The sequence below is a fragment of the Kitasatospora griseola genome (assembly GCF_014648555.1).
GTDB classification, from domain to species: Bacteria; Actinomycetota; Actinomycetes; order Streptomycetales; family Streptomycetaceae; genus Kitasatospora; species Kitasatospora griseola.
This window is the reverse complement of sequence record NZ_BMRI01000018.1, coordinates 107,619-122,233: the sequence shown is the minus strand read 5'-3', so window position 1 is coordinate 122,233 and position 14,615 is coordinate 107,619. Positions and strand designations below refer to the sequence as shown.

Sequence of the window (14,615 nt, the reverse complement as noted above, 5' to 3'; positions counted from 1 at the left end):
CGAGGCCCGGCGCGTGCCGGTCGAGCAGGGTGAGGGCCAGCCACTCGCGGGCCGGGTCGCCGTCGGCGTCCGGGCGGAAGCGCTTGCGGACGGTGTCGGGGAGCAGTTCGACACCGTGGGTGGTCCACTGCGATGTCATGGCGTCAGCTTCCGTGAGCGGCCGGTCGGGCAAGTCGCGTACGGCGGTCGGTGCGGGTCACTAGGGTAGAGGCCGGCGGCACACGGACGACGAGGGGCGGCACCGACATGGTGGGGACGGAACTGGCCGAACTGGCGGCCTCGGGCGCGACAGCACTGGTCGGGGCAGTCGCCACCGACCTCTGGGGGCAGGTCCGGGACCGGGTCGGACGGCTGCTCACCCGCGGCCGCGAGAGCCGGGTGGAGGCCGCCCGCATCGAACTCGCCTACGCCGAGGTGCTGGACGCCGAGGAGAACGACCAGCCCGAAGTCCGCGAGACCGTCCGGCAGGACTGGGAGCAACGACTGCTCACCGTGCTGCGCGAAGACCCGACCGCCGTCGCCGAACTGCGCGCCCTGCTGGACGAGATCGCCCCGCAGGGCGACGGGCAGCGGGTCGAGGTGACCACGATCCACAACGAGATCAGCGGCGACGTGCACGGCATCGCCCTGCAGATCGGCCGGGTCGACACCAGCAATGTGACGATGCGACAGCCGGGTGATCAGACCTCCTGATCGTCGAGTGCGGCCAGCAGCTCCGGACCCGACCAGGACGGCGGGGTCGGCGCGGACTCGGCGGCCCGGACCAACTCCAGCAGCCGCCGGTTCGCGGGCGCGGCCAGCCCGTGCCGCTCGGCGAGAGCGAGGACCTCGCCCTGGAGCTCGTCCACCTCGGTGCGGCGACCACGCTGCAGGTCCTCCCACATCGACGACCGGGCCTGCGCGTCCACCCGCAGACTGGCCGCCGTGAGCCGCCGGAACAACACGTCCGGCAGCCGCAGTACGGCGGGCATCCACCCCGCCGGCACCGGACCGAGACGGGCCGGCGCCAGCCCCGCCGCCCGCAACGCGGCCAGGCCCTCGCGCTGGCACCGGGCCAGCACCAGCCGGTACGGCCGACAGCCGAGCTGCTCGCGGAGCGGCCGACCGGACAGCGCGTTGACCGCGTTGTTGAGGTTCATCAGCAGCTTGGCCGCCTGCACCTGCGGCATGTCTCCACGCAGCTCCACCGGGAGGCCGGCGGCCCGCGCAGCTTCGGCGAAACGCTCGGCGGAGGGGGAGTGCCCAGCGGGCGGCTGTTCGGGGGTGGCGGTGTGTTCGAGCATCAGGCGGCCGTCGGTGCCCTGGTGGAACGCGGCCGGGCCGGTGCGGACCACGTTGTACGGGACCATGCCGGCCAGGACCCGGCGGCCGGGGAGGGCGGCGGCGAGCAGCTGGGCGTTGCGCAGGCCGTTCTGGAAGCTGATCACGGTGGTGCGGTCGTCCAGATGCGGGGCGAGCTCGCGGGCCGCCCTGGCGGTGTCCGCGGACTTGACGGTGATCAGGACGTAGTCGGCGCCGGCCGCAGCCGCGGCGTCCGTGGCGGTGGCGGGCCGGGCGTGCAGCCGGCGGGTGCCCGGTCCGGTCAACGTCAGGCCGGTACGGTCGAGTTCGGCCATCGCGGCCGGGCGGCCGATCAGCGTCACGTCGGCGACGGAGGCGAGCGCCCCGCCGAGGCGGCAGCCGATGCTGCCCGCGCCGAACACGGCGATCCGCAACGGCGGCACGGAACGGTCTTCGGGCACCGGAGGCTCCTTCGTCGACGGCAACGGCCCCCGAGGTTACCGCCCGGTCACCTGCCCGGTCAGCGCCATTGGCCGTACTGAGGGAACGCCGGCCCGGGGCGCGGGGTGGCGCGGAGCCGGCCCGCTGCCCACTGGCGTCCGGCGATTGCCCGACTCACTGTCAGACCGTGGTTGCCCTGCCCGTCACCGCCACACAGCGGCCCCCGACGGTGCGTCAGTTCGAGGGCCGGTCGTCCGCAGGGACATGGCGGGTGGCGAGGAGGGCGGCCACGTCGTCGTCGGCGGGGCCGCCGGCGTAGTGGCGGAGGTCGCGGCGGAGGCTGTCGAGGAGGTGGGGGGAGGGTTCGGCGGTCCAGCGGGCGAGGCGGTCGGTGAGGGGGTAGAACTCGCCGGTGCGGTCGCGGGTCTCGGAGACGCCGTCGGTGTAGAGGAGGACGCGGTCGCCGGGGCCGAAGGGGACGGTCTGGGTGCGGTAGTCGGAGGCGACCAGGGCGGAGAGGTTGAGCGGGGGCAGCGGCAGGTCGGGTTCCAGGAGTCGGACGCCGTGGGGCTGGATGAGGCCGGGCGGCGGGTGGCCGCAGTTGAGCAGGCGGGCCTCGGGGCGGTCGTCGGGGATCTCCAGCAGGACGGCGGTGGCGAAGCGTTCGGCGGCGTCCGGGGAGGAGGCCCGTTCGGCGTACCGGCTCAGGCCGGTCTCCAGGCGGCTGGCGAGCGCCGGCAGGTCCTTGGCGTCGTAGGCGGCCTCGCGGAACGAGCCGAGCAGGGCCGCCGCCATCTCCACCGCCGGCAGGCCCTTGCCCTGGACGTCGCCGAGGATGATCCGGACCCCGAACGGGGTGCGGACCGCCTCGTAGAAGTCGCCGCCGATCTGGGCCTGTTCGGCGGCGGCGTTGTAGTAGAGGTCGAGGTCGACGCCGTTGATCCGGTCCGGCAGCGGGCGCAGCACCACCTCCTGGGCGGTCTGCGCCACCGAGCGGACCATCGCCAGGTCGCGTTCGCGGTGCACCCGCTGCCCGGCGGTGTACGCGGCCGCCAGGGTGACGGTGACGGTCGCGGCGATGACCGAGGCGGCGGACGCGCCGACGCTGTGGTCCCGGAGCAGGGCCAGCACCACTTCGGTCAGGACGGCGAGGAGGCCGATCATCAGCGTCCCCAGCGGGCCCCAGCTGGCGGCGGCGAGCGCGGGCGCGGCCACCACGAAGCGGTCGTAGCGCTGACCGGCCGGGGTCTCGGAGTCGGCGGCCGCCGCCAGGGCGATCAGCAGGAACGGCGACAGAAGGCTGATGGTGCTCAGGACCGTGCGGGGCCGAGCCGGATCCGGTTTGTCGGTGATCGTGGGCATGACCCGGTGAACGGTACCCGGGCGAGCCGCCCGGGTGTGGGAGGCGCGGGCGGGCGGCACCGCCCGGACGATCACCGGGGCGCGGGCTCAATGGTCGCCGTCACCATGCCCGCCGGCCCGCCGGTGGTGCGCCGGGCCATGGGCGGCCGTCCGGCGCGCGCCGATGATTCACGCCAACCGTGCTCGACCACCCCCCACCCCGGTGCGAGCACACACCGAGAGCCATCGAGAGCGGAGCCCCCACATGGCACGACACACGAGCAGGGCAGGACGGATCGGACGCTGGGCGAAGGCGCTGGTGGCGGGAGCGGTGCTGACCGCGGGGATGCTGACCGGCGCGCCGCAGGCTTCCGCGGCCGGGCTGGGACAGGTCACCGGGTTCGGCAGCAACCCCGGCAACCTGGCGATGTACAGCTACGTGCCGAGCGGGCTGGCCACCGGAAAGCCGCTGGTGGTGGCGCTGCACGGCTGCGTCCAGAGCGCCACCGACTACTACAGCAACTCGGGCTGGGCGCAGCTCGCCGACCGCTGGGGCTTCGCGGTGGTCTTCCCGCAGACCGGTGCGACCAACAACGCGCTGTCCTGCTTCTCCTGGTTCGACAGCAGCAAGGACACCCGGGGCAGGGGCGAGGCGCTGTCCGTCAAGCAGATGGTCGACAAGGCGGTGGCGCTGTACGGCAGCGACCCGTCGCGGGTGTACGTGACCGGCCTGTCGGCGGGCGCGGGCATGGCCGCCGACCTGCTGGCGGACTACCCGGACGTGTTCGCGGGCGGCTCGATCGCCTCCGGCCTGCCCGCGCAGTGCGCCACCACGCAGTCCGCAGCGTCCGGGTGCCAGAACTCCAACCAGAACCTGACGCCCACTCAGTGGGGCGACAAGGTGCGGGCGTCCAACCCGGGCTGGACCGGTCCGTGGCCGCGGGTGGCGATCTGGCACGGCAGCTCGGACACCACCGTCGCCCCCGTCAACGCGACCGAGCTGCGCGACCAGTGGACGAACGTGTGGGGCATCCCGCAGACCGCCTCCGCCACCCAGGCGCTGCCGGGCAGCACCACGTTGAGCGTGTACAACGACAGCACCGGCAGGCCGGCCGTCCAGCTGTACAGCGTGTCGGGGATGGGCCACGGACTGCCCGTCAGCCCGGGCAGCGGTACCGCCAACTGCGGCCAGGCCGGCGCCTACTTCCTGAACACCATCTGCTCGTCGTACTGGACGGGGCTGTTCTGGGGCCTGGACGGCAGCGGCGGCGACAACGGCGGCGGCACCCAGCTGCCCGCGCCGGGCGGACTGGCGGTCACCGGCACCACCGACACCACGGTCTCGCTGAGCTGGAGCGCGGTGGCGGGAGCGGCGTCCTACACCGTGTACCGGGGCGGCGCGCAGGTCGGTGCCGCGACCGGCACCGCGTACACCGACAGCGGCCTGGGCGCGGGCACCGGGTACACCTACACGGTGGCCGCGGTGGACGCCAACGGCACGGTGGGGAAGGCGAGTTCGGCCGTCACCGCGACCACCACCGGCAGCGTCTTCACGCCGAAGTGCTGGACGGACAACAACTACAACCAGGTCGCCGCGGGCCGCGCCCACCAGAGCGGCGGGTACGCGTACGCCAACGGCTCGAACCAGAACATGGGGCTGTGGAACCTGTTCGTGGTTCACACGTTGAAGGAGACTTCGGCCGGGTTCTTCGTGCTCGCGGACTCCGGCTGCACTGCGTGAACGATCGTTAACGCCACCTGACCAGCGGCGATGCGGGCTCCGTCGAATCCCGGGCGGGGCCCGCCAGAGTGTCAGGGGGGTGGCGAGACGTCTGACAGATTGAATGATTGTCCTTCGTCACAGTGGCGACCAGACTCGTGCACCTCACATTCGTGCCGACACCCGATTGCCAAGGTGAAAATGACCGCCATCCCCGTGGCCCCGCCGGAGACCCGGTGGGCAACGCCCAAGCGCGTGAGCCTGGTTCCCCTGGTCGCCCTGATCTTCTTCGGCGTCTCCGGCGGCGCCTACGGCATCGAGCCGCTGTTCTCGACGTCCGGGCCCGGCATGGGAATCCTGCTGATCCTGATCGCGCCGCTGATCTACAGCGTTCCGCACGCCCTGGTCTGCGCCGAACTCGGCACCGCCATCCCCGTCGAGGGCGGCTACTACCACTGGGTCAAGCGCGGCCTCGGCCGGTTCTGGGCCTTCCAGCAGGGCGTGCTGCAGTGGGTGTGCAGCTTCGTCGACATGGCGCTCTACCCGGTCATGTTCACCTCGTACCTGTCCAGCCTGATCAGTGCGGTCGCCCCCGGTGAGCACGTCCTGTTCGAGATCGCCGGGCTGAAGATCGACCTGAACTGGGTGATCTGCGTCGGCGTCATCGTGGTCTTCACGCTGCTGAACCTGATGGGCGCGGGCTGGGTCGGCGACTCCTCGGTGGTGTTCGCGATCATCTGCCTCACCCCGATGCTGATCCTCACCGCGATCGGCGGCTACCACCTGCTGACCGACGGCATCAACCCGGTCTCCCAGCTGACCGCCGAGGAGGGCCAGTCCACCTGGAACGCCTTCGGCTCCGGCCTGTTCATCGTGATGTGGAACTACTCCGGCTGGGACTCGGTCTCCACCGTCGCGGGTGAGATGGAGAACCCGAAGAAGCACCTGCCGAAGGCGCTGTTCTGGGCCGTCCTGCTGATCATCGTCGGCTACCTGCTGCCCTCGGTCGCCGCGCTCGCGGTCGGCGCGGACGGCGACAACGGCTGGAAGAGCTGGAAGGACGGCTCGTTCTCCGACATCGCGGGCCAACTGGCCGGCCCCTGGCTGCAGTACACCGTCACCATCGGCGGCCTGTTCGCCTCGGTCGCGATGTTCTCCGCGCTGCTCGCCTCCTACTCCCGGCTGCCCTCCGCGCTCTCGCGCGACGGCTACCTGCCCGGGTGGGTCTCCAAGGAGAGCAGGCGCTACAAGATGCCGATGGCGTCGATCATCGGATCGTCCGTCATCTACGCGCTGTTCTGCTTCTCCAGCTTCAGCAACCTGGTGATCTTCGACGTCTTCCTCACCAACATCGGCATCCTGCTGGAGGTCGCCGCGCTGATCATGCTGCGGATCCGCGAGCCCGAGCTGGAGCGCCCCTACAAGATCCCCGGCGGCTGGTGGAGCATCGGCCTGATCACCGTCAGCCTCACCGCCGTCAGCGTCTGGGCCGCCATCGAGCAGTACGACGAGGAAGGCGCCAAGGCCGTCGTCCTCTGCCTGATCGTGGTCGGCATCTCGCTGGTGCTCTACCCGCTGCTGTCGCTGCGCAAGGCCGCCAAGCAGTCCGCCGCGCTCGACCGGGCCGTCGCGAACGGGACGGTGCCCGGCGAGGTCTACGGGCTGTCAGGGTCGCAGCGGGACTCGGCACACAGTGACAAGGCCGCCACCGCCACCGGAACGGATAGCGTCGAGGCATGATCAACAGCTTCGCCCTGCACGTCCCGGACGCAGAGCTGGAACCCGAACCGCTCGACGCCGAGCAGATCGTCTCCGGCACCCCCGAGGTCACCGGCAAGGTGGTCTGGGAGTCCGCCGACGGCCGCCAGATCCGCGGGATCTGGCAGATCACCCCCGGCACGGTCACCGACACCGAGGCCGACGAGATGTTCGTCGTGCTCAGCGGCCGGGCCACCGTCGCCTTCGAGGACGGCCCCGTCCTGGAGATCGGCCCCGGTGACCTCGCGGTGCTGCGCGAAGGCGACCGCACCACCTGGACCGTCCACGAGACGCTCCGCAAGGTCTACACCATCAATCTCGGCCCGGAGGCGGCCGAGAACGAGGACCGATAACCGCCGCACCACGGCACAGCTGCCGGCCCGGCCGCCCCCACGGCCGGGCCGGCCACCCTCCCAAGGCAAGGAACCGAGAACATGGACCCCGTACACGCCCTGCGGGACGCCAAGCCCACCCCGTTCTGGCTGGAGGACCCCGGTCGTCCGCAGGCCAACTCGGCGCTCACCGGAGACGTCCGCTGCGACCTGCTGGTCGTCGGCGGCGGCTACAGCGGCCTGTGGACCGCGCTGATCGCCAAGGAACGCGACCCCGGCTGCGACGTGGTCCTGATCGAGGCCCAGGAGATCGCCTGGGCCGCCTCCGGCCGCAACGGCGGCTTCTGCGCCGCCAGCCTCACCCACGGCCTCGGCAACGGCTTCGAGCGCTGGCCGAACGAGCTCGCCGCGCTCGAACAGCTCGGCGCCCGCAACCTCCAGGCCATGGAGGACACCGTCACCAAGTACGGCATCGACTGCGACTGGGAGCGCACCGGCGAACTCGACGTCGCCACCGAGCCGCACCAGGTCGAGGAACTCGCCGAACTGTACGAACTCGCCAAGGAGTACGGCGACTACGAGCTGCTGGACGCCGACGCGGTGCGCGCCCAGGTGAACTCCCCGACCTACCTCGGCGCGCTGTGGGACAAGGACGGCGTGGCCATGCTCCACCCCGCCAAGCTCGCCTGGGGCCTCAAGCAGGCCTGCGAGCGGCTCGGCGTCCGGATCTACGAGCACACCAAGGCCACCGACATCGCCGAGGTCGGCCCCGGCATGGCCGTGCGCACCCCCTACGGCAAGGTGTTCGCCCGCCGGGTCGCGCTCGGCACCAACGTGTTCCCCTCGCTGGTCAAGCGAATCCGCCCCTACACCGTGCCGGTGTACGACTACGCGATGATGACCGAACCGCTCAACGCCGAACAGCTCGCCGCGATCGGCTGGCAGGGCCGGCAGGGCATCGGCGACAGCGCCAACCAGTTCCACTACTACCGGCTGTCAGCCGACAACCGGATCCTGTGGGGCGGCTACGACGCGATCTACCACTACGGGGCGAAGGTCCGCTCCGAGTACGACCACCGGCCGCAGACCTACCAGACCCTCGCCCGGCACTTCTTCGAGACCTTCCCGCAGCTCGAAGGCCTGCGGTTCACCAACGCCTGGGGCGGCGCGATCGACACCTGCACCCGGTTCTCCGCGTTCTTCGACACCGCCTACCACGGCAAGGTCGCCCTCGCCGCCGGCTTCACCGGCCTCGGCGTCGGCGCGACCCGGTTCGGCGCCGAGGTCATGCTCGACCTGCTGGCCGGCCACCCCACCGAGCGCACCACCCTGGAGATGGTCCGCCGCAAGCCGCTGCCGTTCCCGCCCGAGCCCGTCCGCTGGGCCGGCATCGGCATCACCAAGTGGTCCCTGGACCGCGCCGACCGCAACGGCGGACGCCGCAACCTGTGGCTGAAGACCATGGACACCCTGGGCCTCGGCTTCGACAGCTGACGCCCCGACACCTCCGCCGGCCGCCACTCGCCCCCGCGAGGGCGGCCGACGGCGTGTTCACTCCGGGACGGACTCGCCCGCGGCGCGGGCCGCCGCGCGGGCGGCCCGCTCGACCCGGTCGTGATGGGCGGGCCACCAGTCGGGGGAGACGTCCGGGAGGACCGGATCGCCCGGGCGCAGGCCGGTGGCGCCGTCGAGGAGTTCGCGGACCACGTCGAGCTGGCCGGCGTGGCGCTGGGTCTCGGCGACCACGTGGAGCAGGATCCGGCCGAGCGCGAGCCGGCTGTGCGGCGGCCACGGGACCCGGCCGAGGGCGTCCAGCGGGAGGGCGTCGACGGTGGCGTCGGCGTGCGCCCAGACCCGGCGGTACTCGGCGATCAGCGTCTCGCGGCTCTCCTCCGGGCGGGCCCACAGATCGGCGTTGGGCTCGGCCGCGCCCGCCACCCACAGGCCCGGCGCACCCTCGAAGGGACGGTCGAAGGTCTCGCCGAAGTAGACGGCCTCCGCGCCCGTCAGGTGCTTCACCATGCCCAGCAGGTTCGTCCCCGACGGCGTCACCGGGCGGCGGACGTCGTACTCCGACAGGCCCGCCAGTTTCCACAGCACCGCCTCCCGAGCGTCCTGCAGATAGAGCTTCAGATCCCTTTTGGCGTCGTCCGGTTGCTTGGTCATGGGGCGGAGTGTGGCCACGCCCGAAAGCCGGTCGCAAAGGGTTTTCACCCTCCGGTAACGTTCGGATCATGGCCATCGACCAGGAACTCGTGGACGCCGCGATCGAGTTGACCAGCCGTCGCTTCCCCGGGCAGGAGTGGGCCGGCGCGGCCGCGCTGCGGCTCGACGACGGCACCGTGCTGACCAGCACCGCGCCCGAGCCGCCGAACAACGCGGTACGGCTGTGCCACGAGACCGGGGCGATCTGCGAGGCGTACAAGCTGGGCCGCCGGGTGGTGGCCTCGGTGTGCGTCACCGCCGCCGACCAAGGCCGCGGGTTCTGGGTGCTCGCACCGTGCGGCGTCTGCCAGGAGCGGCTGTTCGCCTACGGGCCCGACGTGGAGGTCGGCGTGCCCGTCCCCGCGGACCCGACGCGATGGACCACCATGCGGCTGCGCGACGTCCAACCCCACTGGTTCGCCCGGGTGTGGCCCGACGAGGTGTGGCCGTACGAAGGAGCGCCGTCCGCCGGCTGAGGGCCGCCGGTCGGTGACAGGCCGGTGGCTGCCGGGCCCGGGTCGTCAGTCGGTGATGGCGAACACCAGCAGCCCCTCCAGGGGCTCCGGGACCACCTCGACGTGCTTCACGACCGCCCGGGGCGGGCCGTGCCGCATCCAGGCCACCATCTCCTCCACCGGCGCGTCGTCACCCTCGAACACCGCCTCCACCCGCCCGTCCGGCAGGTTGCGCACCCAGCCGACCACGCCGGCCTGCGCCGCCGCCCGACGACAGGAGTCGCGGAAGAACACGCCCTGCACCGTGCCCGAGACCAGCACCCGCCGCCGGATCACCCGCACCCACCTCGCCCCGCTCGCCGCCACTGCCCGCAAGAGATATACCGCAGCCGGGGCGGCGCGCGGTGGCAGGCAGGGCCGTCAGTGCGCGACGGCCGCAGGCTGCGGGACGGCCCCGGCGGGCTCGTGGTCGTCGATGGAGCGGCTGAACGGGCGCCAGGCGAACAGCGTCAGCGCCGCCATCACCACCGCCGAGAACCAGAACGGGCCGGTCAGGCCGAAGGCGCGGGCCAGCGGGCCGCCGATCAGGGCGCCCAGGGCCGAGCCGCCCACCGCGAGCGCCATGAAGACGCTCATCACCCGGCCGAACAGCTCGCTCGGCACCGCCCGCTGCACCAGCGTCCGGTCCACGCCCACCCACACCGCGCCGTGCACGCCGAACGCCGCCAGCACCAGGCCCGCCACCCAGGCCGACCCGGCCAGCGCCAGGCCGACATGCGTCAGCGTCTCCAGTACCAGGCCCACCCGCAGCAGCACCGAGGACGAGAACCGGGCCTGCAGGCGCGGCGCCAGCACCGCCCCCACCAGACCGCCCACCGCGCCGGACGCCATCAGCACGCCGTAGCCGAACGCCGACAGGCCCAGGTGCTCACGGGCGTACAGCACCATGACGGAGAACCCGGCGATCAGCGTCACGTTCATCAGGCACAGCGCCAGCGTCAGCGTCCGCACCGCCGGCTGCCCCCACAGCCAGCGCGCCCCTTCGGTGAGCTGACGGCGCATCGGCAGCCGGGGCGCGGCGGCCGGCGGCGCGGGCTCGTCGCGCGGCAGCAGGCGCAGCATCGAGAGCAGCGCGGCCGCGCCGGCGAAACTCGCCGCGTCGACCGCCATCGGCAGGCCGGCCGCCACCCCGAACAGGGCCGCGCCCAGCGGCGGGCCGCACAGCTTGTTGAGCACCGAATAGGCGGCGAAGATCCGGGAGTTGGCGTGCGGCAGCTGCTCGGACGGGACGACGGCGGGCACCAGCGCGGAGGACGCGTTGTCGCCGAGCGCCGCGCAACTGCCCAGCAGCAGGCCGACGGCGTAGATCAGCGGCAGCGAGGCCGCCCCCGCGAACACCGCGCCCGCCAGCACCGCCGTCAGCGCGGCCCGCGCCGCGTTCATCGCCACCGTCAGCCGCCGCCGGTCCATCCGGTCCACCAGCACGCCGCTCACCGGGGCGAGCAGCAGCCACGGCGCCTGCTGGACGAACACCGCCAGGCCGACCAGCACCGGATCCCTGGTCAGCGACGTCACCAGCAGCGGGGCCGCCGCCGCGACGATCCCGTCCCCCAGCGTGGAGACCGCCGACGCCGACCAGAGCACCCCGAACTGCCGCCCCAGGCCACCTACCTGCTTCATCCCGCTCCACCCCGGATCGTGCCCGCATCCCGAAAACGCCCGACGCTAACCGCCGGGGCGGCCCGGGCGCACGCGGTTTTCCGGTCCGGCGGACGGCCCGGCGGTCGGCACCGTGGTCGGCATCGTGGCCGGTGGAGTGCGGGCGGCGCCGCGGACGGCGTACGGGCGGTGCCCGGTGGGGGGCGGGCACCGCCGGTCATGGGGGGTTACTGGCCGGTGCGGCCGTCGAGGCGTTCGCGGAGGAAGTCGGCGTGGCCGCAGTGGCGGGCGTACTCCTCGATGCGGTGGACCCACAGGCTGCGGGCCGGCTCATGGACGCTGCCGATCCGGGCGGCCATGTCGGGGTGCTTGGCGAACTCGGCGTCGGTGGCGGCCTGTTCGCGCTCCAGGTCGGCGATGGCGCCGTCCACCGCGGACTGTTCGGGCCGCACGCCCTCGAAGTCGCCGTCCGGGTCGCCGTACAGCTTGGGCGCCGGCTCGCCCGGGGCGATCCAGTTGCGCCAGTCGCGCTCCACCTCGGCGAGGTGACGGAGCAGGCCCAGCAGCGACATCGTCGACGGCGGGACGGACCGGGTGGCGAGCTGCTCGGGCGACAGGCCGTCGCACTTCATCCGCAGCGTCAGCCGGTAGTTCGTCAGGAAGTCCTGGAACGTGGCGAGTTCGCCGTCCGGGCTCGGACCGGCCGATTCGCGGGGGTCGTCGTCCGGGTCCACCCACATGTCGGGGTGGACGCCTGCCTGGGACCAGCGCTCGGGAAGCTGTTCGTTCATCGTCCGGATGATTCCGGCCCGCCCCGCCGTCCGCAAACGAATTTCGACCCCCTCGGCCGACGGGGTGTCGGAGAGGTGCCCTAAGGTGCGCCAGTGATCTTCAGACGAAAGAAGTCCTCCGGCCTCGCCGACGCCCTGACCGAGCTGGAACAGGGCGTCGCCGCACGCGACGGGGACCGCACCGAGCGGGCGTTCGGCGCCGCGATCCAGGCCCTGCAGACCGCCGACGACCCGGCGGAGTTCGCGGCGGCCGGACCGCGACTGGCCGCGCTGCTGCCGCAGTTCCCGCCGATCGGGCCGCGGGCGATGCTGGCCACCACGGCCGGGTTCTGCGTCGAGCAGGGCGCCGACGCCGCGGCCTGCGCGGAGCCGATCCTCGCCCAGGTCCGCGACGAACTGGCCGCCGCACTGGAGTTCGCCGCCCGCTGGCGCGCCACCGGCCCCGACGAACTCCCCGAGCCCGACGAGGAGTCGATCGACGAGGCGCTGCTCGCCCGCATCGGCGACGACCAGTACCAGGCCCTGCGGCTCGCCCAGGCCTGGTGCACCGTCGAGCAGTGGCAGGCGCCCGCGCTGGCCGTGCTGGGCCGCAGCACCGAGGTCCGCCGCCGGCACGGAGCCGCGCTGCTGCCGCTCTCCCGGGAGCTGGAGGCGCTCGAACAGCACGACCTCAAGTGCCTGTCGTCCATGCTCGCCGTCCTGGACGACGAGCCCCTGCTGGTGCTGCACCGGCCGACCGGCACCGGGTACCAGCTCCGGATCGGCGGCATCGGCGACAACTTCCAACTGCACACCCTGCTCGCGCACGTGCTGATCGGCGGCGGCCACCTCCCCGGCACCGCACCGTCCGCGGACAGCGTCCACCTCGCCGGCGGCCCCGCGCCCGCCGACGGCAGTCGCAGCGGCGCCGTCGCCACCGGCGCGTTCGAACTGTTCGGCGCCCACGGCACCCGGATCTGGAACGAGGGCACGCCCGACGACATCCCCGTGGTCGACGGGTACCGCCTGCTGGTGCTGGACGAGCCGAGCTACGCGCGCAGTTGGAACGCCGACCGGTTCTTCCCGATGCTGCCCGGCCGGGTCGAACTCCTCCGGGTGCTGCCCGCCGAGGAGACCCGCGCCTGGCTCGCCCGCACCACCGCCTGACACCCGGGCGACAGCCGACCGTCGCCCGACCGCCACCGGGGCGGGCGACGGGGCCGGTAGGATCGGGTGGCGCTGACAACGTTGACATACCGTCGGCGCCACACCCGGCCAAGCCTGCCGACCCCGTCGATCCCGTCGATCCCCGTTGTGGAGCACCCCCATGCCCTTGGCGCTCGTCGCCCTCGCCATCACCGCGTTCGCCATCGGCACCACCGAGTTCGCCGCCATGGGCCTGCTCCCGCAGATCGCCGACAGCCTGCAGGTCTCCATCCCGAAAGCCGGCTGGCTGATCTCGATGTACGCGCTCGGCGTGGTGATCGGTGCCCCGCTGCTCACCGTCGGCGCCGCCCGACTGCCCCGCAAGGCCGTCCTGGTGGGCCTGGCCGCGCTGTTCACCGCCGGCAACCTGCTGTGCGCCGTGGCCCCCACCTTCGGCTTCCTCGCCGCGGCCCGACTGATCGCCGGACTCCCGCACGGCGCGTTCTTCGGCGCGGGCGCCGTCGCCGCCGCCGAACTGGTCGCCCCCCGCCTGCGGGCCCGCGCCGTCGCCGTGATGTTCTCCGGACTGACCGTCGCCAACATCGTCGGCGTCCCCGCCGCCACCCTGCTCGGCCAACACCTCGGCTGGCGCGCCGCGATGCTCGTCGTGGTCGCCATCGGCCTGCTCGGCGCCGCCGCCATCGCCCGCCTCGTCCCGCAGCTGCCCACCCACCCCGGCGCCGGACTGCGCAGCGAACTCTCCACCTTCCGCAGCGGACAACTCTGGCTCGCCCTGGCCACCGTGGTGTTCGGCTGCGCCGGACTGTTCGCCTGCTACAGCTACATCACCCCCACCCTCACCGAAGTGGCCGGCTTCGCCGACTCCTCCGTCACCCTGATCCTCGCCCTGTTCGGCGTCGGCATGACCCTCGGCAACGTCATCGGCGGCTACGCGGCCGACCGGGCGCTGCGCCCGTCGCTGTGCGCCGCGTTCCTCGCGATGTCGGGCGCGCTCGCGCTGTTCGCGCTCACCGCGCACGCCCGCTGGTCGGCCGCCGTGACGGTGGTGCTGATCGGCATGGCCGGGTTCGCGGCCGTGCCCACCGTGCAGACCCTGGTGATCCAGAAGGCCCGCAGGGCGCCGACGCTGGCCTCCGCGACTGTGCAGGGCGCGTTCAACCTGGCCAACGCGGGCGGCGCGTACCTCGGGGGAGTCGCGCTGTCGGCCGGTCTCGGCTGGACGTCGCCCACGCTGGTCGGGGCGGGCCTGGCGATGATCGGGTTCCTGATCGCCGCCGGGTCGTGGGCCGCCGACCGGAAGGCGCCCGTCGCGGTGATTGACCAGTCGGTCGTGGCGGAGCCGGCCGGGGCTGCGCTGCACTGACAGGGCGTCGGCCAGGACGTGGGACGGGGGACGGGGGACGGGGGACGGGGGACGTGGGACGTGGGACGGGGGTGTCGGGACTGACGGGCGGCGCGGGGACGGGGGCGGGGCGGGGGACGGGGC

The 14,615-nt window shown here is 73.0% G+C and carries 14 protein-coding genes; 8 read left to right on the top strand and 6 right to left on the bottom strand.

The genetic code is table 11. The features are described from left to right. The first annotated feature begins 246 nt into the window (after positions 1-246). Positions 247-693, top strand: a complete 447-nt coding sequence (locus tag IEZ12_RS22735) for a hypothetical protein (RefSeq protein WP_189274103.1) — start codon at positions 247-249, stop codon at positions 691-693. Here the strand turns inward: IEZ12_RS22735 and IEZ12_RS22730 are convergent. Together IEZ12_RS22730 and IEZ12_RS22725 are read right to left on the bottom strand one after the other, a co-directional pair. After that, the gene (locus IEZ12_RS22730; RefSeq protein ID WP_229847802.1) at positions 681-1,742 is read right to left on the bottom strand and encodes a 2-dehydropantoate 2-reductase; all 1,062 of its coding nucleotides are present in this window, start codon (positions 1,740-1,742) and stop codon (positions 681-683) included. The two genes, IEZ12_RS22735 and IEZ12_RS22730, sit on opposite strands and share 13 nt — an antisense overlap. A gap of 214 nt (positions 1,743-1,956) precedes the next feature. Beyond that, positions 1,957-3,084, bottom strand: a complete 1,128-nt coding sequence (locus tag IEZ12_RS22725) for a PP2C family protein-serine/threonine phosphatase (protein ID WP_189274100.1) — start codon at positions 3,082-3,084, stop codon at positions 1,957-1,959. A 244-nt stretch (positions 3,085-3,328) separates the two neighbouring features. Between IEZ12_RS22725 and IEZ12_RS22720 the strand changes: the two genes are divergently transcribed. The 4 genes from IEZ12_RS22720 to IEZ12_RS22705 all read left to right on the top strand — a co-directional run bounded on the left by IEZ12_RS22720 (position 3,329) and on the right by IEZ12_RS22705 (position 8,367). Next, complete coding sequence (locus IEZ12_RS22720; protein ID WP_189274098.1) at positions 3,329-4,804, top strand: extracellular catalytic domain type 1 short-chain-length polyhydroxyalkanoate depolymerase; 1,476 nt, start codon at positions 3,329-3,331, stop codon at positions 4,802-4,804. A 234-nt stretch (positions 4,805-5,038) separates the two neighbouring features. Beyond that, positions 5,039-6,523 (top strand): APC family permease, encoded by a 1,485-nt coding sequence (locus IEZ12_RS22715; RefSeq protein ID WP_189274096.1) that lies wholly within the window; start codon positions 5,039-5,041, stop codon positions 6,521-6,523. After that, positions 6,520-6,894, top strand: coding sequence for a cupin domain-containing protein (locus tag IEZ12_RS22710; protein WP_189274094.1), 375 nt, complete (start codon positions 6,520-6,522; stop codon positions 6,892-6,894). The genes IEZ12_RS22715 and IEZ12_RS22710 overlap by 4 nt, the downstream gene beginning before the upstream one ends. Positions 6,895-6,975: 81 nt before the next feature. Further along, positions 6,976-8,367, top strand: a complete 1,392-nt coding sequence (locus IEZ12_RS22705) for an NAD(P)/FAD-dependent oxidoreductase (protein WP_189274092.1) — start codon at positions 6,976-6,978, stop codon at positions 8,365-8,367. A gap of 57 nt (positions 8,368-8,424) precedes the next feature. On the opposite strand, the gene IEZ12_RS22700 is transcribed toward IEZ12_RS22705, so the two are convergent. Continuing rightward, positions 8,425-9,039, bottom strand: a complete 615-nt coding sequence (locus IEZ12_RS22700) for a DinB family protein (RefSeq protein WP_189274090.1) — start codon at positions 9,037-9,039, stop codon at positions 8,425-8,427. A gap of 68 nt (positions 9,040-9,107) precedes the next feature. On the opposite strand from IEZ12_RS22700, the gene IEZ12_RS22695 reads away from it, so the two are divergent. Beyond that, complete coding sequence (locus tag IEZ12_RS22695; protein WP_189274088.1) at positions 9,108-9,554, top strand: cytidine deaminase; 447 nt, start codon at positions 9,108-9,110, stop codon at positions 9,552-9,554. 45 nt (positions 9,555-9,599) lie between these two features. On the opposite strand, the gene IEZ12_RS22690 is transcribed toward IEZ12_RS22695, so the two are convergent. From IEZ12_RS22690 to IEZ12_RS22680, 3 genes are all read right to left on the bottom strand, one after another. Then, positions 9,600-9,869 (bottom strand): acylphosphatase, encoded by a 270-nt coding sequence (locus IEZ12_RS22690; protein ID WP_189274086.1) that lies wholly within the window; start codon positions 9,867-9,869, stop codon positions 9,600-9,602. Between the two features lie 84 nt (positions 9,870-9,953). Next, positions 9,954-11,213: an MFS transporter gene (locus tag IEZ12_RS22685; RefSeq protein WP_189274084.1), complete on the bottom strand. Its 1,260-nt coding sequence runs from the start codon at positions 11,211-11,213 to the stop codon at positions 9,954-9,956. Between the two features lie 206 nt (positions 11,214-11,419). Next, on the bottom strand, positions 11,420-11,983 hold the full coding sequence (locus IEZ12_RS22680) for a DinB family protein (protein ID WP_189274082.1): 564 nt from the start codon (positions 11,981-11,983) through the stop codon (positions 11,420-11,422). Positions 11,984-12,076: 93 nt separating this feature from the next. Between IEZ12_RS22680 and IEZ12_RS22675 the strand changes: the two genes are divergently transcribed. Together IEZ12_RS22675 and IEZ12_RS22670 are read left to right on the top strand one after the other, a co-directional pair. Continuing rightward, entirely contained in the window at positions 12,077-13,129 is a 1,053-nt protein-coding gene (locus IEZ12_RS22675) for a hypothetical protein (RefSeq protein WP_189274080.1), read from the top strand. Positions 13,130-13,289: 160 nt separating this feature from the next. Then, positions 13,290-14,492, top strand: coding sequence for an MFS transporter (locus IEZ12_RS22670; RefSeq protein WP_189274078.1), 1,203 nt, complete (start codon positions 13,290-13,292; stop codon positions 14,490-14,492). Positions 14,493-14,615: the final 123 nt, after the last annotated feature.

Bases quoted from the DNA above. Each gene is read 5' to 3' on its own strand.
- IEZ12_RS22700 (WP_189274090.1), bottom strand. From the start codon at position 9,039: ATGACCAAGCAACCGGACGACGCCAAAAGGGATCTGAAGCTCTATCTG.
- IEZ12_RS22735 (WP_189274103.1), top strand. From the start codon at position 247: ATGGTGGGGACGGAACTGGCCGAACTGGCGGCCTCGGGCGCGACAGCA.
- IEZ12_RS22685 (WP_189274084.1), bottom strand. From the start codon at position 11,213: ATGAAGCAGGTAGGTGGCCTGGGGCGGCAGTTCGGGGTGCTCTGGTCG.
- IEZ12_RS22710 (WP_189274094.1), top strand. From the start codon at position 6,520: ATGATCAACAGCTTCGCCCTGCACGTCCCGGACGCAGAGCTGGAACCC.
- IEZ12_RS22680 (WP_189274082.1), bottom strand. From the start codon at position 11,983: ATGAACGAACAGCTTCCCGAGCGCTGGTCCCAGGCAGGCGTCCACCCC.
- IEZ12_RS22695 (WP_189274088.1), top strand. From the start codon at position 9,108: ATGGCCATCGACCAGGAACTCGTGGACGCCGCGATCGAGTTGACCAGC.
- IEZ12_RS22705 (WP_189274092.1), top strand. From the start codon at position 6,976: ATGGACCCCGTACACGCCCTGCGGGACGCCAAGCCCACCCCGTTCTGG.
- IEZ12_RS22670 (WP_189274078.1), top strand. From the start codon at position 13,290: ATGCCCTTGGCGCTCGTCGCCCTCGCCATCACCGCGTTCGCCATCGGC.
- IEZ12_RS22720 (WP_189274098.1), top strand. From the start codon at position 3,329: ATGGCACGACACACGAGCAGGGCAGGACGGATCGGACGCTGGGCGAAG.
- IEZ12_RS22725 (WP_189274100.1), bottom strand. From the start codon at position 3,084: ATGCCCACGATCACCGACAAACCGGATCCGGCTCGGCCCCGCACGGTC.